The sequence below is a fragment of the Cystobacter fuscus genome (assembly GCF_002305875.1).
GTDB classification, from domain to species: Bacteria; Myxococcota; Myxococcia; order Myxococcales; family Myxococcaceae; genus Cystobacter; species Cystobacter fuscus_A.
Genome location: NZ_CP022098.1, coordinates 9,275,787 through 9,296,159, shown reverse-complemented (window position 1 = coordinate 9,296,159; position 20,373 = coordinate 9,275,787). Strand labels below are relative to the sequence as shown.

Annotated in this window: 18 protein-coding genes; 13 read left to right on the top strand and 5 right to left on the bottom strand. The window is 65.8% G+C overall.

Going from position 1 to position 20,373, the window contains the following annotated elements; translation table 11 throughout:
- Both CYFUS_RS37635 and CYFUS_RS37630 read right to left on the bottom strand, forming a co-directional pair.
- Complete coding sequence (locus CYFUS_RS37635) at positions 1-3,075, bottom strand: sensor histidine kinase (RefSeq protein ID WP_095989589.1); 3,075 nt, start codon at positions 3,073-3,075, stop codon at positions 1-3.
- A 49-nt stretch (positions 3,076-3,124) separates the two neighbouring features.
- Positions 3,125-3,757, bottom strand: coding sequence for a response regulator (locus tag CYFUS_RS37630; RefSeq protein WP_095989588.1), 633 nt, complete (start codon positions 3,755-3,757; stop codon positions 3,125-3,127).
- 233 nt (positions 3,758-3,990) lie between these two features.
- On the opposite strand from CYFUS_RS37630, the gene CYFUS_RS37625 reads away from it, so the two are divergent.
- From CYFUS_RS37625 to CYFUS_RS37595, 7 genes are all read left to right on the top strand, one after another.
- Positions 3,991-4,362: a hypothetical protein gene (locus CYFUS_RS37625; RefSeq protein ID WP_095989587.1), complete on the top strand. Its 372-nt coding sequence runs from the start codon at positions 3,991-3,993 to the stop codon at positions 4,360-4,362.
- 122 nt (positions 4,363-4,484) lie between these two features.
- Positions 4,485-5,144 carry a hydrolase gene (locus CYFUS_RS37620; RefSeq protein WP_095989586.1) on the top strand — a complete coding sequence of 220 codons (660 nt, stop codon included), beginning with the start codon at positions 4,485-4,487 and terminating at the stop codon, positions 5,142-5,144.
- A gap of 83 nt (positions 5,145-5,227) precedes the next feature.
- A complete protein-coding gene (locus tag CYFUS_RS37615) occupies positions 5,228-7,093 on the top strand; it encodes an amidohydrolase (RefSeq protein WP_095989585.1) in 1,866 nt (621 codons plus the stop codon).
- A complete protein-coding gene (locus CYFUS_RS37610; RefSeq protein ID WP_232537029.1) occupies positions 7,083-8,708 on the top strand; it encodes an MFS transporter in 1,626 nt (541 codons plus the stop codon). Before CYFUS_RS37615 ends, CYFUS_RS37610 begins: the two co-directional genes overlap by 11 nt.
- The gene (locus tag CYFUS_RS37605) at positions 8,705-8,932 is read left to right on the top strand and encodes a DUF1427 family protein (protein ID WP_095989584.1); all 228 of its coding nucleotides are present in this window, start codon (positions 8,705-8,707) and stop codon (positions 8,930-8,932) included. The genes CYFUS_RS37610 and CYFUS_RS37605 overlap by 4 nt, the downstream gene beginning before the upstream one ends.
- Positions 8,929-9,087, top strand: a complete 159-nt coding sequence (locus CYFUS_RS37600; protein ID WP_095989583.1) for a DUF1427 family protein — start codon at positions 8,929-8,931, stop codon at positions 9,085-9,087. Before CYFUS_RS37605 ends, CYFUS_RS37600 begins: the two co-directional genes overlap by 4 nt.
- A gap of 313 nt (positions 9,088-9,400) precedes the next feature.
- Positions 9,401-10,132, top strand: coding sequence for an endonuclease/exonuclease/phosphatase family protein (locus tag CYFUS_RS37595; RefSeq protein WP_095989582.1), 732 nt, complete (start codon positions 9,401-9,403; stop codon positions 10,130-10,132).
- Positions 10,133-10,297: 165 nt separating this feature from the next.
- Here the strand turns inward: CYFUS_RS37595 and CYFUS_RS37590 are convergent, their stop codons facing one another.
- A complete protein-coding gene (locus CYFUS_RS37590; protein ID WP_232537028.1) occupies positions 10,298-10,624 on the bottom strand; it encodes a hypothetical protein in 327 nt (108 codons plus the stop codon).
- A gap of 351 nt (positions 10,625-10,975) precedes the next feature.
- Here CYFUS_RS37590 and CYFUS_RS37585 point away from each other — a divergent pair, with 351 nt between their 5' ends.
- The 5 genes from CYFUS_RS37585 to CYFUS_RS37565 all read left to right on the top strand — a co-directional run bounded on the left by CYFUS_RS37585 (position 10,976) and on the right by CYFUS_RS37565 (position 17,073).
- Complete coding sequence (locus CYFUS_RS37585; RefSeq protein WP_095989581.1) at positions 10,976-12,157, top strand: RICIN domain-containing protein; 1,182 nt, start codon at positions 10,976-10,978, stop codon at positions 12,155-12,157.
- Between the two features lie 134 nt (positions 12,158-12,291).
- On the top strand, positions 12,292-13,467 hold the full coding sequence (locus CYFUS_RS37580) for an FAD-dependent monooxygenase (RefSeq protein ID WP_095989580.1): 1,176 nt from the start codon (positions 12,292-12,294) through the stop codon (positions 13,465-13,467).
- A gap of 75 nt (positions 13,468-13,542) precedes the next feature.
- Entirely contained in the window at positions 13,543-15,177 is a 1,635-nt protein-coding gene (locus CYFUS_RS37575; RefSeq protein ID WP_095989579.1) for a GMC family oxidoreductase, read from the top strand.
- 475 nt (positions 15,178-15,652) lie between these two features.
- A complete protein-coding gene (locus CYFUS_RS37570; RefSeq protein WP_232537027.1) occupies positions 15,653-16,216 on the top strand; it encodes a YybH family protein in 564 nt (187 codons plus the stop codon).
- A 419-nt stretch (positions 16,217-16,635) separates the two neighbouring features.
- The gene (locus CYFUS_RS37565) at positions 16,636-17,073 is read left to right on the top strand and encodes a YybH family protein (RefSeq protein ID WP_232537026.1); all 438 of its coding nucleotides are present in this window, start codon (positions 16,636-16,638) and stop codon (positions 17,071-17,073) included.
- Positions 17,074-17,092: 19 nt separating this feature from the next.
- On the opposite strand, the gene CYFUS_RS37560 is transcribed toward CYFUS_RS37565, so the two are convergent.
- Positions 17,093-18,091, bottom strand: coding sequence for an MBL fold metallo-hydrolase (locus CYFUS_RS37560; protein ID WP_095989577.1), 999 nt, complete (start codon positions 18,089-18,091; stop codon positions 17,093-17,095).
- Between the two features lie 109 nt (positions 18,092-18,200).
- Here CYFUS_RS37560 and CYFUS_RS37555 point away from each other — a divergent pair, with 109 nt between their 5' ends.
- Positions 18,201-19,112, top strand: coding sequence for a LysR family transcriptional regulator (locus tag CYFUS_RS37555; RefSeq protein ID WP_095989576.1), 912 nt, complete (start codon positions 18,201-18,203; stop codon positions 19,110-19,112).
- Positions 19,113-19,142: 30 nt separating this feature from the next.
- On the opposite strand, the gene CYFUS_RS37550 is transcribed toward CYFUS_RS37555, so the two are convergent.
- Positions 19,143-20,300, bottom strand: coding sequence for a 2-aminoethylphosphonate--pyruvate transaminase (locus CYFUS_RS37550; protein WP_095989575.1), 1,158 nt, complete (start codon positions 20,298-20,300; stop codon positions 19,143-19,145).
- Between the last annotated feature and the right edge of the window lie 73 nt (positions 20,301-20,373).

The window sequence follows — 20,373 nt, the reverse complement described above, 5'->3', positions numbered from 1 at the left end:
TCATCTCCCTCGCGCCAGGCGGGCGATATCCTTCAGCCTGCTCCACCAGGCCGCTTTCGGCCTCCGCCGGTAGACGATCTCGGCTGGGACCTTCAATTCCACTTCCGTGCCGGCATCGGTCCGGCTCCACACTTGCAATGTAGCCCCGATCCTCGCTGCCCGTTCGTGCATCCCCGCGAGGCCCCAGTGCCCCGGACGGCCGCCCATTTCGAGAACCTCCGGGTCCACGCCCGCGCCGTCGTCCCGGATCCGCACGCGCAACTCGTCGGAGTCGTAGTGGAGTTCTGCTTCCACGGCCGTGCCTCCCGCGTGCTGGAACGCGTTGAGCAGGGCCTCTCGGCCGATCAAGAAGATCTCCACCTGCACGGCGGCGTTCAACTCTTGTGGCACACCTTCCGTGACCAGACGGAACGACATCGGGAGGTTCTCCGCCAACTCCTTCCCGACCCGCACGAGCGCGTCCGACAGGTCGCGACCCGCGTGGGCGGACGAGCGCAGATCCATCACCCGGTCGCGGCCCTCGGCCAGTACCTCGTCCGCGCGATCCAGGGCCTTCTCCATCGCCTGACGTGCCGGCTCGTGCTCGGGGAGCTGCTCGGCGACGGCCTGCAACCGGAGCACCAGCCCCTGCACGCTCTGCAGGAGGGTGTCGTGCAGCTCCCGGGCGATCCGCTCGCGCTCCGCGTGCCGCTCCTCCAGACGGCCGCGCATCTTCGCGGTCAGTTGGCGCAGACGCAGCAGATACATCAGCCAGAGCAGCAGCAGTCCGGCCGCCATGCAGAGCGTGCGAAACCACCAGGTCTGGTGGACCGCGGGCGGAACGACGAACTCGAGGCTCGCGCCGTGCTCGTTCCACACGCCGTCGTTGTTCGATGCGATCACGTGGAAGCGGTACTGCCCCGGCGCCAGGTTGCCATAATAGGCGGTGCGCCGCGTACCGACGTCCTGCCAGTGCTCGTCCACGCCTTCCAACCGGTAGCGGAAACGCACGCGCTCGGGGATGGACAGGCTGAGCGCGGCATAGTCGATCTCCAGGTTGGCGGGATGGATCGGAAGCGTCACGTCCGCTGCTGGCGCGTACCGGCGGCCATCGGCCTTCACGGAGAGGATGGACACCGGTGGAGGCAACGGATTGCGGGCGATCCGCTCGGGATCGATCCAGACCACACCGTTGCTGGTGGCGAACCACAGACGCCCGTCGCCGCCCGCGATGGCCGTGGGCAACGGACGCAGCAGCGTCGGCCTGGCCGGAAGCCCGTCGAGGAAGTCGAACAACTCATAGCGCACGCGATGGCCGGGATCGCCTACCGCGCGCCGGACCTCCTCCGCCGGGACGTGAAAGACCCCCGGCACGGCATGCACCCACAGGCTGCCATCGGGGCGCTCGATGATGCCGCTCACGCTGCGGAACGATTCGTCACCGTCGGCGACGAGTGGACGAAAGCGCTCACCGTCATGGAAGGCCAGTCCGAACTGGCCGCCGACCCACACATACCGGCGGCCGGCGGTCAGGGCGGCGACCACCCCCAGCCTGAGCCCGTCGTCCTCGGTGAACCGCCGGACCTCGTCGCCGTCGACCCGCGTGATGATGCCCCGCTGATGGCCCAGCCATACCCGTCCGCGACCATCGGTCATCGCGGTGTGGATGCTCTCGCCATCCAAAGGACCCAGCGGCTCCTCCACCGAGTGCCAACGGCCATCCTCCCACTGCATCAGTCCACCGGTCGTCAGGGACACCCAGAGTGTGCCATGGCGATCGCGAGTCATGGCCTGCACCTGCGCGAGCGGATCCGGCAGTGGCGTGACGCGACTCAGGCGGCCGTCCTCCACCCGCCACAGGCCGTCGTCCGCTCCCAGCCAGACCACACCCTCTTCGTCGCGGTAGGCGGAGCGGACCGGGGAGCCGAGCTGCTCGAACGAGACCTCGCCGTCGTGCAAGCGCATGAGCGGACGGTTGGTGGTACCCGCCCAGACCTCGCCGGCATTCCCCGCGATCAGGGCGAAATCGTGCGAACCGCGCGGGAACTCCGCCAGCACCATCGAGCTGGTGCGGAAGCGATCGAGCCCGCCGCTGGTGCCCACCCAGACATTGCCCTCGCGATCCTCGAGCACTGGCCATGCGTAATCCGCGCTCAGGCCATCCTTCTCGGTGAAGGACTCCACCTCCCCACCCACCTCCGCCGCGTCTCCGGCCGACGAGCGCTCGGGATGGGCGAGGCGGCGGACCCCATCACCCAGGGTGGTGAGCCACAGGCTCCCGTCGCGGGCGAACAACATGCCCGCCGACTCCACATGCAGGGTGGGGGGATTCTCCGTCTGTCCGTGGCCGGGCACCGGAATCGGTCGCACGTCACCGCCCGATTCCGTCATCCAGATCCTTCCATCCGGTGCCTGCCTCAACTGGAACACCCACCCGACGCTGACGTCCGTGGGCACGAACCTGTGCGCGCCGCGCGGCAGATACAACAGGGTCTTCTCGGTGGCGACCCACAGCGTGCCGTCCCGATCCACGAACAGGTGCCGGGACTTGCTGCCCGGATACCCCCAGGATTCTCCAATCTGTTCCCAGCGCGTGCCGGACAGACGGAACAGTCCTCCACGCATTTCGGAGGCCCAGACGTTGCCGTCCCGATCCGTGGCGAAGGCGGAAACCGACCTGGTCGGTGCGCCCTCGGTGCCATGATACCGGGTCAAGTGTCCCTCTTTCAGGAACGCGACGCCGCCGAGCTGGAAGCCGATCCACAGCCCACCGTCGGGCGGGGCGTACAAGGTCTGGATGGTGGAGAAGGGATCGCCCGAGGGCGGCTCGAACCGTTCGAAGCGGATGCCCTCGAACCGGTACAACGAAGCGGCCGCGGCAAGCCACAGATACCCGTCTTCTGTCTGAGCGATCGCGGAGATCTGGCCGGGAGCTCCTTCCTTGATCGTCCACCGGGTGTGGTGGAACTGAGTGAGGCGTCGGTCCTGACTGAATGCCCGCGCCGTGTCCGCGAAGAACGTGAGCACCGCGACGAGTCCGAGGAACAGCGCCTGCTGCCAGAACCTGACGGGTCCCCTGAGCCTCGTCCCCACCATCGGTATTCTACCTCGACGGATACGAGCCGCTGCCGCCGCGCGGCCACGCTCAGATATCGATGATTCCCCGCTTCAGCGCGACGACCACCGCATGCGTCCTGTCCTTGGCGCCGAGCTTGGTCAGGACGTTCTTCATGTGCGTCTTGACCGTCTCCTCGGAGATGCCCATCCGGGCGGCGACTTCCTTGTTGGCGCTGCCGCTGGCCACGAGGCGCAGGACGTCACATTCCCGTGCCGTCAATTCGTCGTCCGCCACGTGCTCGGCCATCTCGGTGGCGATATCCGCGGCGATGCGGCGACGTCCCGCATGCACGCTGCGGATGGTTTCCACCAACTCCTTGCGCAACATGCTCTTGAGCAGATATCCGGACGCGCCTGCCTTGATGGCGCGCAACGCCTGCATGTCGCCCTTGTAGGTCGTCAGGATGATGATTCTCGCGGTGGGGAACTCGGTGCGGATCGCCGTGATCGCATCGATGCCATTCATCGTGGGCATCTGCACGTCCATCAGCGTGATGTCTGGCAGGTGGTCGCGGAAGGCTTGCAGGGCCTGCTCTCCATTCTCCGCCTCGGCGACCAGCTTCATGTCCGGTTGCCCGGCGATCATGCTGCTGAGCCCTTCGCGCAGCAGCGGATGATCGTCGACAATCAGGATGCGAATGGGCGGGTTCGTGGAGCTCATCGCTCAGCGCCCTCCGCCGGGCGGCCGGAGAGGCCCATGTCGCCCCGCGAGGCCGTTCCACCCGCAGTCATCACCCTTCGTCGTGGAAACATCGGCTCCGTCCCGTTGAGCTCGACCAGCGAACGGTCGTTGGATACCCGTCATCGACATCGTTGGAATCCCCCGAAATGGGGAGGCCGGGCTCCCTTATCTCAGATACAATCGCGCCGCACCAGGGGGGGTAAGATGGACCGGTGCAACGCCTCTTCTCCATGTTTCCCGAAGGTGGCCCCGGGGTCGGACTGCTGTTGCTGCGCCTGTCGGTCGCCCTGTCCCTGCTGCCCCACCTCTCCGGCGGACCGCTGATGAATGCGATGCTCGCGCTCCTGGCCATCGGACTCTGCCTGGGCGTTCTGACACCTACCCTCGCGGTCGTGTGCTTCCTGTTCTCTTTCTACGACTTCATGGTCATGGGCGGCGTGACCCTGCCTGAAGCGGGTATCGAGCTGCTCGCCGCGGGTGCACTGGCGCTCCTCGGACCCGGCGCTCACTCGGTGGATGCGTGGTTGTTCGGAAGGCGTGTTGTCACCCTGCCGCCGCGCAAGAAGACCCGCGTTGATGAGTAACGGGCCGGTGGGCGTTCACTCCCCCATTCGGGTGATCCGCTTCCTGCGCTTTCGAGTGTTTTTTCTCGAGTCCTGACGCTCTAGTCTGTTTGGCATAACCCAAACCGAAGAGGAACAGTCCCATGCCGCCCAAAGCCTCCCCCACGCCCGGAAAGGGCCTCCTGTCGCCCACCGACCATGCCTTGATCCTGATCGATCACCAGTCGCAGATGACCTTCGCGACGCATTCGATCGACATCGCGCAACTGCGCAACAACACCGCGCTCATCTCCAAGGCCGCCGCTGGCTTCCGCGTCCCGACCCTGCTGACCACGGTCGCGGAGAAGAGCTTCTCGGGGCCGTTGTTCCCGGAGATCACCGAGGCGTTTCCTGGTGCGAAGGTCTACGACCGCACCTCCATGAATGCCTGGGAAGACAAGCAGGTGATCACCCAGATCAACGCCTTCGAGAAGGAGCGGCTGGTGTTCGCGGGACTGTGGACGGGCGTGTGTATCGTGGGTCCCGTCGTGTCGGCGATCGACCAGGGCTTCAAGACGTTCGTCATCACCGATGCCTGCGGTGATGTGTCCGACGAGGCGCACGAGCGTGCGGTGCAGCGGATGATCCAGGCCGGTGCGGTTCCGATGACCAGCCTGCAGTACCTGCTCGAGCTGCAGCGCGATTGGGCGCGCGAGGCCACGTACGGCCTGACCACCGGCATCGCCAAGACCCACGGTGGCGGCTACGGAATCGGCTTGCAGTACGCCAAGACGATGTTCGGAGCGTCCGAAGGCGGTCACTGATTGATGGCCATGCGGCCATCGGATGTCGTAGGTGATAACGATTGTCTCCGGCTCGAGTCGCCGGAATGGAAAGGATTGTACCGATGGCCGACATGATCGTCAAAAATGCCCGGATCACCACCCTGGACCGGGATAACCCGTCGGCGACGGCGTTGGCCGTCGCCGATGGCAACCTGCTGGCAATCGGCGAAGAGGCCGCGGTGATGGCGCATGCCACCGCCAGGACCCGGATCATCGATGCCGGAGGCCGGCGTCTCATCCCCGGCCTCAATGACAGCCACCTCCATCTGATCCGCGGTGGCCTGAACTACAACATGGAGCTGCGCTGGGACGGCGTGCGCACGCTGGCCGACGCGATGGCGATGCTCAAGGAGCAGGTGGCGCGGACACCGGCACCGCAGTGGGTGCGGGTGGTGGGCGGCTTCAGCGAGCACCAGTTCGCGGAGAAGCGGCTGCCGACGCTGCGGGAGCTCAACGAGGCCGCGCCGGAGACCCCGGTCTTCATCCTGCATCTGTACGACCGGGCACTCCTCAACCGCGCCGCCTTGCGCGCGGTCGGATACACCAAGGACAGTCCTGAGCCTCTCGGTGGGCGGCTCGAGCGAGACCATGCCGGCAATCCCACGGGCCTGCTGCTGGCCAAACCCAATGCGCTGATCCTGTACGCGACGTTGGCGATGGGACCGAAGCTGCCGCCGGAGTTCCAGCTCAACTCCACCCGCCATTTCATGCGCGAGCTGAACCGGCTGGGCATCACCTCGGTGATCGATGCCGGCGGAGGCTTCCAGAACTACCCGGAAGACTACGAAATCATCCAGAAGCTGCATGCCGACGGCGAGCTGACGGTGCGCATCGCCTACAACCTGTTCACCCAGAAGAAGGGGGGCGAGCTCGCGGACTTCGACAAGTGGTCGCGGATGCTGACGCCGCTCCAGGGCGACGGCATGCTGCGTCACAACGGCGCGGGCGAGATGCTGGTCTTCTCGGCGGCGGACTTCGAGGATTTTCGTGAACCGCGCCCGGAGCTGCCGCAGGGCATGGAGGGCGAGCTGGAAGACGTGGTTCGCCTGCTGGCGCAGCGCCGCTGGCCGTTCCGCATCCATGCCACCTACGACGAGAGCATCAGCCGCGTGCTCGATGTCTACGAGAAGGTGAATCGCGAGGTGCCCTTCGACGGACTGCACTGGTTCATCGACCACGCCGAGACCATCTCCGATCGCAACATCGAACGCGTGCGCGCCCTGCGGGGCGGTATCGCCATCCAGCATCGCATGGCGTACCAGGGCGAGTACTTCGCGGAGCGCTACGGCAGCGCGGCGACCCGGAACACTCCGCCGGTGCGCAAGATGCTGGAGGCGGGCGTGCCGGTCGGCGCCGGCACCGATGCCACGCGCGTGGCCAGCTACAACCCGTGGGTGGCGTTGTATTGGATGGTTACCGGCCGCACCGTGGGCGGTCTGTCGATGTATGGCGACGACAACCTGCTGGAACGAGAAGAAGCGCTGCGCCTGTACACGCACGGCAGCGCGTGGCTCTCCCATGAGCAGGATCGCAAGGGCATCCTGAAGGTTGGCCAGTATGCCGATTTCGCACTGCTGTCCTCGGACTTCCTCCACGTGCCGGAAGAAGCCATCAAGGACATCACCAGCGTGTTGACCGTGGTGGGTGGCAAGGTGGTGCACGGCGGTGGTGACTTCGGCCCGCTCGCCCCCTCGCTGCCCAAGCCCATGCCGGACTGGTCGCCGGTGAACCGGTTTGGAGGCTACCAGGGCGGCACCCAGGCGCAGGCCCGTGCCATGTTCGCTCGAGCGCAACGGCATTCTCACTCACACGGAACGTCGTGTGCCGTGCATGGTCATGGCAAGGATCACGCCGCACACCACCCGACGCCAGGCGGCGGGCTGCGCGACTTCTGGGGTGCGTTGGGATGCTTGTGCTATGCCTTCTGATGCTCCGGCGATTGGCGCATGGGCACCGCTTCGCCATCCCAGGTTCCGTGCGCTCTGGCTGGCGGTTCTGACCAGCAACGTCGGAACCTGGGTCCAGGATGTCGCCGCCTCCTGGTTCATGTCGGAGCGGACGGGCTCACCGCTCATGGTCGCGGCTGTGCAGTCCGCGACGACGCTGCCGGTCGTGGCGTTCGCGCTCGTTGCCGGCACCCTGGCGGATATCGTTGATCGTCGGCGATACCTGCTCGGGGTGCAGCTGTGGATGCTCCTCGTGGTCACCCTGGTCGCCCTGCAGGCACATGCCGGCCGGCTCGGTGCCTGGTCCCTGCTGTGTCTGACATTCGCGCTCGGCACGGGCGCGGCGATGGCGATGCCCGCACAGGCCGCGACCACCGCCGACCTGGTCCCGCGCACGGTGCTGGCGCCGGCAGTGGCCTTGAGCTCCATTGGTATGAATATCGCGCGATCCATCGGCCCCGCCCTGGGCGGGCTGGTCGTGGCGCGATTCGGCGTGGCCTGGGCATTCTCACTGAATGCGCTGTCGTTCCTGGGGGTGGTGTTCGTCCTGTGGCGGTGGAGGCCGGTGCAGTCCGTCTCGACCCTGCCCGCCGAGTCTTTCGGAGGAGCACTGCGCGCGGGGTTGCGCTATGCGGTGCGAGCCGGCGAGTTCCGGTCGGTGTTGGTCAAGTCGGCCTGCTTCTTCGTGTTCGCCAGTGCTCTCCCCTCGCAGCTGGCGATCGTGGTTCGACAGCAGCTCTCCGCTGGAGCGGGCACCTATGGAATGTTGCTGGGGTTCATCGGTGCGGGTGCCATCGGTGGAGCCATCGTCTTGCCGAAGCTCCGCGAGCGGTTCAATGCCGACAGGCTGGTGCCAGCCGCGACCCTGGTCTACTCCCTCACCATGCTGGCCCTGGCGGGCATCCGCGATCTGCGGCTCCTCTGCGTGGCGATGCTGGCCAACGGCGTGTCGTGGATCACCGTGCTGTCATCGCTGCAGACAGCCGCGCATGTCTCGGTACCCGCCTGGGTTCGCGCCCGGGCGCTGTCGCTCTACATCATGGTCTTCTCCGCGGGCATGGCGGGTGGCAGCCTGATCTGGGGGACGCTCGCGCAGCACGCCGGCACCGGGTTCGCGCTGACGGTGGCGGCGGTATTGGCGGTGCTCGCGGGGGTCTTCTCGCTGCGCTTCCGTCTGAGCGTGGCCATGGCGCGGGATACCGCCCCGTCCGCACATTGGCCGCAGCCGGCCGTGGCCGCGAAGATCGATCATGCCCGAGGTCCGGTGCTCGTGACGGTGGAATACCTCATCGGGCCAACGAATCGCGAGGAGTTCCTGCACCACATCCATCAACTCGGAGGCACTCGCCAGCGCGACGGTGCGGTGCAGTGGGGGGTGATGGAAGACGCGGCGCAGCCGGGTCGCTTTCTCGAATATTTCATCGTCGATTCCTGGCTGGAGCACCTCCGCCAGCATGAGCGTGTCACCCACGAGGAGCAGCGCTTGCAGGACAGGCTTCGTGCCCTGCATCTCGACGCGCGGCCACCGTCCGTGCGCCACTTCGTCGGCGCCACGCCATCAAGCTCTTACCTCGTCGCGTTGGAGAACGTCTCATGAGCTGGAAACTAGGTGTTGGCCTGCTGCTCGGCCTTGCCATCGGCTTTGGTTGCCGCTGGCTGGGAATTCCCGTACCCGCGCCGCCCGTGCTGGTTGGCGCTTCACTCGTTGTCGCCATGACGAGCGGCTACCTGCTGGCCGACAATTTCATCGCGGCGCACCCCGCGCGTCATCGCCACGACTGCGGCGGGCCCAGCGGTGATACCAAGGAGCCGCGCACATGATGGAACTCCTGGTCGGTCCTGTCCTGGCGTTGGCCATTGGTGCCGGCTGCCGCCTCCTCGACATTCCCTTGCCCGCCCCGCCGAAGCTGCAAGGCGCGCTGCTGGTGCTGGCAATGACCGTTGGCTATCTGCTCGGCGATCATCTCCTGGGTTGAGTTGACAATCATTGTCGGGAATGGTGAGGAACTTGGTGAGAGCAATCAGGCTCCAGACATCGCTGGGTATGAGTGCGAGACTCACTGAACGTGAAGCCATCGTCTTCACCTCATCCCAAGCAGATCCGGGATGAGGATGCTTACTCCTCGGACGGGGCGGCCTCAATGCGCGGACGGCTTTCCGGTACCGCGGGCGACGGTTCGCATGATGTCTTGACGGCTGCATGCTGACTTCGGGACGGCGAGAAAATGGCCGAGGTCCTCTCGTGAGATGGACGGGCCGGGGAAGGCGGGTTCTGCTAGAGTGGTAGTCGTGAAGGTGCTGACCTGGAACGTCCTCCACCGTGTGCACGCCGAGAACCACGGCGAGCCGGCCATTCACCGCTGGCGCGATGAGCTCGAGCGCGTGCGTCGCGTCGTCGACCTCGTGTCGAAGGCCTTGCGCGTCGACGGCTTCGAGGCCGTGTTGTTGCAGGAGGTGAGTGGCGACGTACTCGAGTCCCTGCGCGGCCACCTGCCGATGTGGGCCGTGCTCAACCACCCGTACCCGCGCGTGCCGAGGCAGAAGCGGCCCGGTGCGCCGATGCGCGACCTGAGAGAGCATCTGGTGGTCATCGCACCCGAAGGTTCGACGGTGTTCCGTGCGCGGACCTTCGAGGGCGACCCCGGCAAGGGCGTGCTCGCGGTCACCGTGCCCTCGGGGCTGGTCGTCGCCAGCACGCACGTGAGCTGGGGACCGAAGGGCGAGGCGCAGTTGGCCGCGCTGCGGGAGTTGTTCCACGCGTCGAGCGCGCCCGTCTGCATCGGTGGTGACTTCAATGCCGAGCGCGAGGTGCTGGTGCGCGCGTTCGGCGCGGACGTGGTGGTGGGCGCGCTGCCTCCCGACTCGCCGCGCACGCGCCCCGCGGAGGGCGGGACTGGCGGCGCCGACATCGACCACCTGCTGGTCCACGGCGCGGAGCTCAGTGACTTGCGCGTGCTCGACCATCACGGGTTGTCTGATCACCGCCCCGTCGCGGCGGCCGTGGTGAAATGGACGCTTTGACGGTCAGTCGCGGCTGTCAGCCGAGCTGACCCGTCAGCCATGTTCAGCTCCTCCTGCTTTCGCGTGGAGCAACGTTGCATGGGGGACTGTGCCGGTTCAGGGACGAGGCTGCGTTTCCGCGCCTCGCGTTCGGTAGCGCGCACACGTGGCGAGCGTCTCCATCGCTCACGCGCAGGCTCGCGTCACCCCCGAGCAGGTGCACCCTACTGGGCGGACGTCAGTGCTGGAGCGGATGAGGTTGACGCCCATCTCCTTCATCTTGGCCATGTCGCTGAACACCACGGCCCGGTTCATGGTCCAGTCATCGGGCCAGTTGCGCGGGCCTGTTCGGGGCACGGGCTGGTAGTTGACGCCCTTGGCGATGAACGGCTGGCCATTGAGCAAGAGCTGCTTGCCCGAGATCGTCAGCGTCTCCGGCGCGCGTCTGGCGTGCGCTTCGGGTGCTACCCCCAACAGCGTGAGGACTCCCATTCCAACAATGAACCGGTACATGCTGAAAACTCCTTTTAGACGGTAATACGGGGGGCCTTGCGAAGGTGAGGCCACCTCGGGATGGTGCGCGAGGGCCGCACGGTGAGCCACCGCGGCCTCGCGCATGCAGCCCACGAATAAAATTGAATCGAGAGTGGAGCCTCCTGCCTGAGTCCCCTGGTGGCTCGTGTCATCAGGGGTGGTGACTCGTGTCATCAGGAGGCAATGATAACCGTCTCGTGCGCGACACAGACCAGGCCATGAAAACGTTAAAACATGAAATAATGAAAAATCAGGAAAACGGCATGGAGGTTGCTTTGGAGCGGCCGCGAGAGGGAACAACCCCCTTTCTTCCCTCACGAGGAGAACATCATGTCGCGAAAGACGGCGTTTCGTTGTGTGTCCCTGTTGAGCGTCCTGGCGGGAGTGGGTGGATGCAATGTCGCCGAGGTGGAGACCGCCGAGCAGGCCGGGCAGCTCGAGCGCGAGGCCATCGTGTCGAGCATCACGGAGGGGGACTATGTCATCCGCTCCGTCATGACGAACAAGTGTGTCGACGTGGCCTCGGGGAGCACCGCGGATGGCGCCAAGGTGCAGCAGTACGACTGCAATGGCAGCAACGCGCAGAAGTTCCACATCTCCCCGACGTCGGACGGGTACTGGAAGATCATCAACCTCGCCAGCGGCAAGGGGCTCGACATCATCGACGTCAGCACCGCGTTGAACGCCAAGGTGCATCAGTGGTCGTACGTTGGCGGGGCCAACCAGCAATTCAAGTTCGTGAGCCGGGGCAACAACCAGTTCAGCTTCCATCCGCGCCACACGAACCTGGCCATCGATCTGTACTGGGGTTCGGCGGACAACGGCACGGAGTATGTCCAGTATACCTATACCGGCGCCGCCAACCAGCTCTTCACCTTCGACCGGGTGGATGGCGGCACTACTCCGCCTCCGTCCTCGGGCAAGGGGTGTCTGGGCACCAATGATGGGAAGACGAGCCTGCGCTTCATCAACCGGTGCTCCTTCCCGGTCACCTTCGCTGGCAACAACATCACCGGGGGAGACCTGAACTCGGGCCAGGAGGCGTGCCGGACCATCGGCTCCGTCACGGACATGATGCTGACCAAGCGCTACTGGGGCTTCCGCAAGGGCGAGGACCCGGGCTTCGAGCATCACTCGCTGGCGGAGTTCGGCTTCAACGAGGTGTTCTATTCCTACAACAGCTGGGATTGGTTCAATCTCAGCCACGTGGATGCCCACAACCTCCCCCTGAAGATCATTCCCTACGATCTGGCGGGTGGGACGACCTGCACGGGCCAGACGCGCAGCTGCCCGATGGACATGCTGGCGAATTGCCCCGCGGAGGGCCAGCTGCGCAACGCCGCCGGCCAGATCATCTCCTGCGTGAGCCGCGACCGCGACAACCCCAACAGCGTCGTGGCGAGGTACTTCGACGCGATGTGCTCGCAGTCGTACTCGTGGTCGGGCGATGACTCGGTGATGGCGGCGTGCAACGCCGAGGACTTCGACATCGTCTTCTGCCCGTTGAACTGATCTCGAAACAACGGCGTTGACACCCACCGCTCCGCCGCGGACCATCGTGAGTACGTCGGTGGGACGGTGGATGCGCGGTCATCGGGTCGTGTCCGCGCTCCGGAGCCCGTCCTCGATGCAAGGGGGAGGGCATCATGCCTTCACGCGGAGTCGTCATCATCGGTGGGGGTATTGGTGGGCTGTGTGCCGCCATCGCGCTCCGGCAAGCCGGCCTCGAGGTCGCGGTGTACGAGCGGGCCGAGGCCTATCGGCCGCTCGGTGCCGGGCTGTCGCTCTGGCCGAACGCCATGAGGGCATTCGAGGCGCTGGGCCTGGCTCGGGAGGTGGCCGGCGTGGGGGCCTCGTGGCGTGAGACGGTGATACACCGGTGGGATGGCAAGGTCCTCTCCCGCCTGTCGCTGGAGGCGCTGTGCCGGGAGATGGGGCAGCCAACGGTGGGGTTGCCCCGCGCGGAGCTCCAGCAGGTGCTGCTACGGGCGCTCGGGCCGGACGTGGTTCAGCTGGGCGCCGCCTGTACGGACTTTCACGTCGAGGATGAGGGGGTACGAGTCACCTTCGCCGATGGTCAGCAGGTGAGGGGTGACTGTCTCATCGGCGCGGACGGACTGCGCTCGGTTGTCCGCCAGCGGCTGCTTCCAGAGGTGAGGCCGCGGTACGGCGGCCGGACCTCCTGGCGCGGGGTCGTGAATGTCGCATCCGAGGTGATTCCCGAGGGGGGCCAATTCGAGTTCTACGGTCCGGGAGCCCGCTTCGGCATCACCCACATCGGTCGGGGACCGGGGGGGATGTGGCGGATGTATTGGTTCCTGCTGGTCCCTGCGCCCGAGGGCGGGCGAGACGCGGAGGGAGGCCACCAGGAGGCGGTGCTGAGTCATGTCCGGGGCTGGTGCGAGCCCGTCGAGTCCCTGGTGCGTGCCACGCCGGAGTCCCACATCGTTCGCACGGACATCCACGACCTGGAGCCGCTGCCGCGCTGGGGAGAGGGCCCGGTCACGTTGCTGGGCGACTCGGCGCACGCGATGGTGACCGACCTCGCGCAGGGTGCATGTCAGGCCGTCGAGGATGCCCTGGTGCTGGCGAAGCTGCTGCGCGAGGACTCCGACCGGGTCCGGGCGCTGCGGACCTACGAGGCGAGACGCCGGCCTCGCACGGCGTACGTCTCCGAGCTGAGTCGGCGGGCAGGCGCCATCCGGTACCTCCGCAACCCGGTGGCGCGGTGGGGGCGGGATCTGCTGATGCGGACCCTTCCGTCCTCCGTGGCGCTCGACCAGCTTCGCCGTGTGGTGGGCTACGATTTCCTGGTGCCGTGACAACGAGGGGCGGGGTCCCTCTTTGTAGTACGAAGCACCCCGACGCACGTCCACTCCAGGAAAGGCAGACATCAGATGAGCAGGAACAAGACACGCTCCACCTCCGACATGAAGGACCTCCTCCAGGTGGCGGCCGAGGGCAGGTACTCCCGCCGTGAGTTGCTGAGGCTGCTCGGTCTCTCGACCGCCGCGCTCGGGATGCCGACCCTCATCGGGTGCTCGGACTCGCGGGACTACGACTACATCATCATCGGCGCGGGCTCCGCGGGTTGCACGCTGGCCGCCAGGCTTCTGGCGGACTCGGACGCCCGCGTCCTCCTCATCGAGGCGGGAGGCACTCATGATCGTCCGGAGATCAGGGACTTCACCCAGTCCTACAAGTTGACCCAGCCGGGCGCCGAGACCGACTGGGCCTACAAGTCCGAGCCCCAGGCCTCGTTGAACGGCAGGCCCCAGTCCTACTCCTGTGGCAGGGTGAGTGGTGGCAGCAGCTCCATCAACGGCATGGTCTGGGTGCGCGGCAACCGGGCCGACTACGATGGCTGGGCCGCGGCCGGGTGCCGTGGCTGGGACTTCGCGAGTGTCCTTCCTTCCTTCCAGGCCCTGACTGGTCCCATCCGCCCCTCCAACGAGCTCACCGCGCGCAACGCGCTGTCCCAGGCCATCGTCCAGGCCGCGGTGGGTCTCGGCCATCCCTTCAACGAGGACTACAACGGCGACGACCAATTGGGTGTCACCTATAGCCAGCTCAACGTGGTGGACGGCATCCGCCAGGACGCCTTCTCCACCTTCGTGTCTCAATACCTGGCCAATCCCCGACTCACGCTGATGCTGAATGCCCGGGTGAAGCGACTCTCCTTCGACAGCGCGAAGAAGCTCGAGCGCGTCATCCTGGATGGCGACAGCGGCGAGCTCTCCGTGGAGGCGCGGCGCGAGGTCATCGTCTGCGCGGGCACCATCCAGACGCCCCACCTGCTGATGCTCTCGGGCATTGGCGACCCGGTGGACCTCGAGCCCCATGGCATCCCCGTGGTGGCGAAGGTCGCGGGGGTGGGGAAGAACCTGCATGACCATCTCGTCTCGGTGGCGGTGAGGAAGCTCCGGCGGCCCGAGCCCGATACCCATCTCACCACCATGGACGTGAACATCTTCACGGGCCAGGGTCCTCGCCCAGGGTCTCCGAAGTTCCAGGTCCAGACGTACTACATGCGCTACGGCTGGGGATCCTATCCCTCCGAGGCACTGGCCTTCGGTCTCATCAACCTGCACCCCACGAGCCGTGGCACCGTGAAGCTGCGCTCGGCCAACCACCAGGACGCTCCCGTCATCGATCCGAACTTCCTGGGCACGCAGGAGGACGTCTCCAACCAGCTCGAGGGTTACAAGCTCGTCCGCCAGTTGCTCGGCGCGCCGGGCCTGCGCGACTGGGTCGAGGACGTGGAGCACACCCCCGGTCCGGAGGTCGTTACCGACGAGCAGTGGGTGGAAGCGCTTCGGCGGAACTCCGAGTCCGATTTCCACTCGGTGGGTACGTGCAAGATGGGCACGGATGAGCTGTCGGTGGTGGACCCGGAACTGCGCGTGCGTGGCGTCAAGGGATTGCGGCTGGCGAGCGCCGCCATCATGCCCTTCGTCACCTCGGGCAACACCAATGCCCCCGCGATGATGATCGGCGACCGTTGCGGCCGGCTCATCCTCGGGGCGTCCTGAGCAACGACGTCCAAGGACAGGGGTGAAGAGCAGCATTCGGACACCTGTCCATGCGGCAACAGCTTCTCGCGGGAGATGTTCCAGCCGCGGGAGGAGCCGACCTTCCCTTGATTCCAGCCGAGCCCCTCCTCTCGAAGGGCTCGGCTTTTTCCTGGCGCTCCCTCGTACCGGGCTCTTCAGCTGCCCGCGCCTCTTCGCGTTGCCCTTCATTCCCTGCCCTCGCGTCCGGGTAGAGATTGACTCCTGGGGGAGGGGCTGACCCTCCCACCTGGAGGGTGTGAAGTCCTTCACATCCCTAGCAATTACAAGCAACTCCACCGTGAGGAATGCGCCACGAGACCGGTGAAGCGGCGTGGCACCCTTCTGGCAATTGATTGCATTCGCATCCAGGCAGGAACGCGAGTGGGTGCCATAGGGCAGGACCATTCAGGAACTGTCACTTCGGTGTGTTGATTATTCTGGCTTCGAGGGGATCATGCGGACCATTCCATTTGTTTCCGTTCTCGTTCTCGTGATGGGTTTCCAGGGTTCCAGCAAGGCGTCGGACTCCTGCTGTGACACGTCGTCACCCGCGGTGACAGCGGAGATGGGGGGGGTCGAGGAGCGGGCCATCCTCCGGGCTGTCGAGGGCTACGCGGAAGGCTTCATCCGAGAGGACATGCGGCTGTTGCTCAACCTCTGGGATCACAGGGCCCCGGAGGGAGTGTCGTATGTCGCCGCGGAGTTGGATCAGCCCCTCTCCGGGGCGGAGGAATTGCGCGCTTACTATCAGAGTTTCCTGAACACCCTCATCGTCTACAGCGGAGAGGTCACGAATCTACGGATCTTCCTCAAGGGTGACATGGCGTATGTCTTCTGCCAGTTCAACTGGGTCTACCGCGTCAGGGCGGGAGGGCAGGTGCTGGAGCAGCCCACTCGCGCCACCTTCGTACTCCGCAAGCGTGGCGGGCGATGGCTCTATCATCACTTCCATGAGTCCATCTCGTTCCATTACGAAGCCCCTGCTGCTCCGAGCCTGATGGGAACGGTCATCCAGTAGGAGACACGCGGAGTCTGGGAAGGGGCCCGCCTCGGCTCACGGACAGTGGAATGCGGAGTCGGGAATGGACGTCTGGGTGTGTACTGACTCTCCCCCGGAGGATTGACCCTCCCATCGGGAGGTGTGAAGTAAATCACACCTTCAGGGATTCCAGGATGTTTCACCAGGGGTGTGCCGCCGCATCACCCTCCTGGGCAATGGCATCGTTCTGGCAGTTGCATGTGAGCGCATCCGATGTCAGGTTGGGCGCCCGGAAAATGGGTCCATCCAGGACACGTCGTTTCAATCCGCGAGCCAGAGCCGGCCAAGAGGGAAAATCAATGCGAGCCATTCAGTTCATCATCGTTCTCATGGTCGTGACTGCATTTCAGGGTTCCAGCGAGGCCGCGGAGCCGTGTTGCAAGGGAGCGGTGACGTCGATGAACGTGGACACTCTGGGGGTCGAGGAGCAGGCCATCCTCCGGGCGATCGAGGACTATGCGAAGGGATTCATCCAAAAAGACATGGGGCTGCTGCTGGGCCTCTGGGACACGCGCAGCCCGGTGTCATACGTCGCGGTGGAACTGGATCAGCCCATTCTCGGGATCTCGAACCTGCAAGGCTACTACCAGGGTTTCCTGAACAGCCCCTTCACCGTTCACGGCGGAAACGTCACGGATCTGCGAGTCTTCTTGAATGGCGACACGGCGTATGCGTTCTGTCATTACAATTGGGTCTATATGACTGGACCGGGGGGCTCCACGCTGGAGCAGCCCACTCGCGCCACCTTCGTCCTGGTCAAGCGGGACGGGCGCTGGCTCTATCAACACTTCCACGAGTCCATCCTGGTCCCCGCCGGGTCCACCGTGTCGAAGTAGAGCGAGCGCGCCCGGTCATTCAGGGTTGATGGCGATCGCGGTAGTCCACCGGGACGAACGTGTAGCCATGCTCCTCCGCGCGGATGTGGCCAATCCCCGGATAGGGCAGGTGCGGCGCCGCGATCAGGGCGCGAGTGCTCGCCGCCACGGCGAACTGCTTCTCACGCTGAGCCGCGGCATCCTTGGGGTTGACGTCGTAGACAATCGTGATCGCCGTGTTCGGGAACTGCACGGAGGCCACGTGGACGATGTCGCCAATGAACGTGATGGATTCGCCCCGGCTCTCCACCTGGTAGAAACCGTGCCCGGGGGTATGGCCGGGCGTGGGGATGGCCTTGATGCCAGGGAAGAGCTGGGTTTCGCGGGTGAACCCCTGAACCTTCCCGGCCTGCATGTACGGCCCGACCGTCTTGACTGCCTCCTCGAAGTACTTCTTGTCGTAGCCATGGGTGCCGCCCTGGTTCGCGGGATTGAGGAAGAAGTCCAGGTCCGGCTTGCCGACGTGCAGCGTGGCGTTGGGAAACACCCGGTTGCCCTCGCTGACGAGGCCGCCACTGTGGTCCGTGTGGATGTGCGTCAGCAGGATGTCGTTGATCTGCTCTGGCTCGTAGCCCGCCAACTTGAGGCTGCCGAGGAGCTTGCCGCCACTGCCCGGTCCGAACAAGCCGCCGGCGCCGGTATCGACCAGGATCAGCCGGTTTCCCGTATCGATCAGGAAGGCCGTGATGGACGCCTCGACAGGATTGCTCAGGAAGGCATGGTGGAGCATCTTGTCGACCTCCGCGGGTGATGCCCCCCTGAGGAGCGCGTGCAGGTCCTGCGGCACGGTGCCGTCGGACAGCGCGGTCACCTGGAAGTCACCGACGCGGTAGCGGTAGACACCCGGTACCTGTGCTCGCGCCTGGGCAACGCTGGTGTCGGCTGCCGGCGGTGCCGCCTCGGTGGTGAGTGGCATGGCGCTGGAGAACAGGGCCGCTGCCGCGACCACGCCGTCGAGAAGAAATCGATGGAAACGCATGTTTTCTCCTGTTGGGATGCCGTGGGTTCGGTCGAACCCCGGTGGGAGATACATACGGTTGCCCCGTGCTCGTCGTGAGTTGCGCGTGTTTATAGGAGGTATAGGCGGGATGGATATCCGGCGGGCGGACCTGCCCTTGCTCATTTCCCTGGACGTGTTGCTCGAGGAGCTGAATGTGACACGTGCGGCGCGCCGGTTGAACGTGAGCCAGCCGGCGCTCTCCGCCCAGCTCGGCCGCTTGCGTGAGCTGTTCAAGGATCCCCTGCTCGTTCCTTCGGAGGCGGGTCGAGGAATGACCCCCACACCGCGGGCGCTCGAGTTGCAGCCGGCCTTGCACCAGGCGCTGCTCGATCTGCAAAGCGCCGTCGTGAGCCGCGTGGAGTTCAACCCCCAGGAGGCGCAGCGCCATTTCACGATCGCGCTCAACGACAACATCTTCACGACCATCGGTCTCGCCGTGGCCCGGGATGTCCTTGGTCTTGGTGGACCCGGTATCCGTCTCAGCTTCGTCGCGCCGGTCGAGGAGAATCTGACCTACCGGATGGAACGTGGAGAGATCGACCTCTACGTCGGGCTTTCAACCAAGATTCCCGATGCGCTCAAGAGCCGCCGCCTGCTCACCGACGGGTTCTGCTTCGCCCAGCGCAAGGCGCACCCCAGAGGCGAGAAGGCTCCCACGCTCGAGGATTACTGCCAGCTCAGTCATGTCATGGTTTCCCAGGGGGGTGGTTTTCATAGCGCGGTCGACGACGCCCTCGCGCGGCATGGCAAGGCGCGCCGTGTCGCCATCACCGTCCCGAACTACAACCAGGTCGCCCTCGTCCTCGCTGATACGGACTGTGTCGCCACGCTCCCCAGCAAGCTCCTCCAACGCTACGCGTCGGGTCTCGACCTCCTGCCACTGCCGTTCGCCATGCAGCCATTCGATCTCGCGATGGGTTGGCATGCCCGTGCACAGCACGATCCCGCGCATCAGTGGCTGAGGGAGCGCTTCGTTCGTGCGGCCACCCACCGGGTGTAGGCCCGGGACCGGGCTTCGTCGTGAGGCTTTCTACAAGATGTCCCCTGGAGGCAACCCGGGACGCGCCATGAGTTGGGATTCCAGCTCGGGCGGTAGGGCGTTCAGCTCCCGGAGCACGTCGCCGATGACTCTCACGGCGTGGCGCATGTCGTCGGGCGCCACGGTACCGATGCAGCCAATGCGGAAGGTGGGCTCCGTCGTGTTGTAGAAGTTCGAGATCAGCACGCCGCGACGCTTCAGCGCGTCCACGAAGCGTTGAAGCTCGAAACCACCGCCAGGCTGGTGGAAGGTGCCGATGATGGGGCCCTGGTGCTCCGCCGCCAGGTAGGGACGCAGACCCAGCGCCTCCATGCCCTCGCGCAGGATGCGCATGTTCTCGAGGTAGCGGGCGAGGCGCGCGGGCTGGCCTCCCTCTTCCTCATAGAGGTGCAGAGCCACGCCGAAGGCCCGCAGGACCTGCGCCGCCGGCGTGAAGCGCGGGGTACCGGAACCCGTAAGCTCGGCCTTCAGCAGCACGTCCGCGAGGTCGAGGCTCCAGCTACCCGCTTGCCCATGGCGAGCGCGGGTGCGTTCGACGGGGCAGACCGCGAAGCCGACGCCCGGCATTCCTTCCAGGCACTTGTTGGGCGTGAAGACGAGGGCATCGACCTCGGGGTGATCGGCGAGGCGGAAGGGCCATGCTCCAAAGGCGCTGACGGCGTCGAGGATCACCCGCTTGCCGGCCCTGCGGGCAGCGGCGCCCAGCACCTCCGGGTCGTTGATGATGCCGCTGCCGGTCTCGCTGACCACGGCGCACAGGTGCGTCACCTCGGGATGAGCGGCGAAGGCCGCGTCCAGCTCGGCCGCGGTGACCGGGCGGGTGTCCGGCAGCTCGATCGTCACGGGCACGCGCCCGGCCTCGCTGGCGAGGCGGTGGATGCGCTCGGCGTAGGTTCCATTCATGGGCAGCAGGAAGCGCCCACCCGCGGGGATGAAGGTGCGGAGCGCGGCTTCCACGATGAAATGGCCCGAGCCCTGGAGCGGCAGGGTGGCGTGCTCGCCCGGGAGGCCCCCCGCGAGCTCGAGCACCTTGGCGCGGATGGCGGCGTATTCAGTACGAAAATCCGTGTCCCAGGGGGCGATGTCGGCGGCCATCGCGGCGCGCACGCGTGGATCGGTTTGAACGGGGCCAGGAATGAGCAGGAGCATCGGGAGCCGATAGTACGCTGGGCGGCCTCAATGCGCCCTCGGCGAAGAGGAAGGCCCGCCACATCCACTGGGA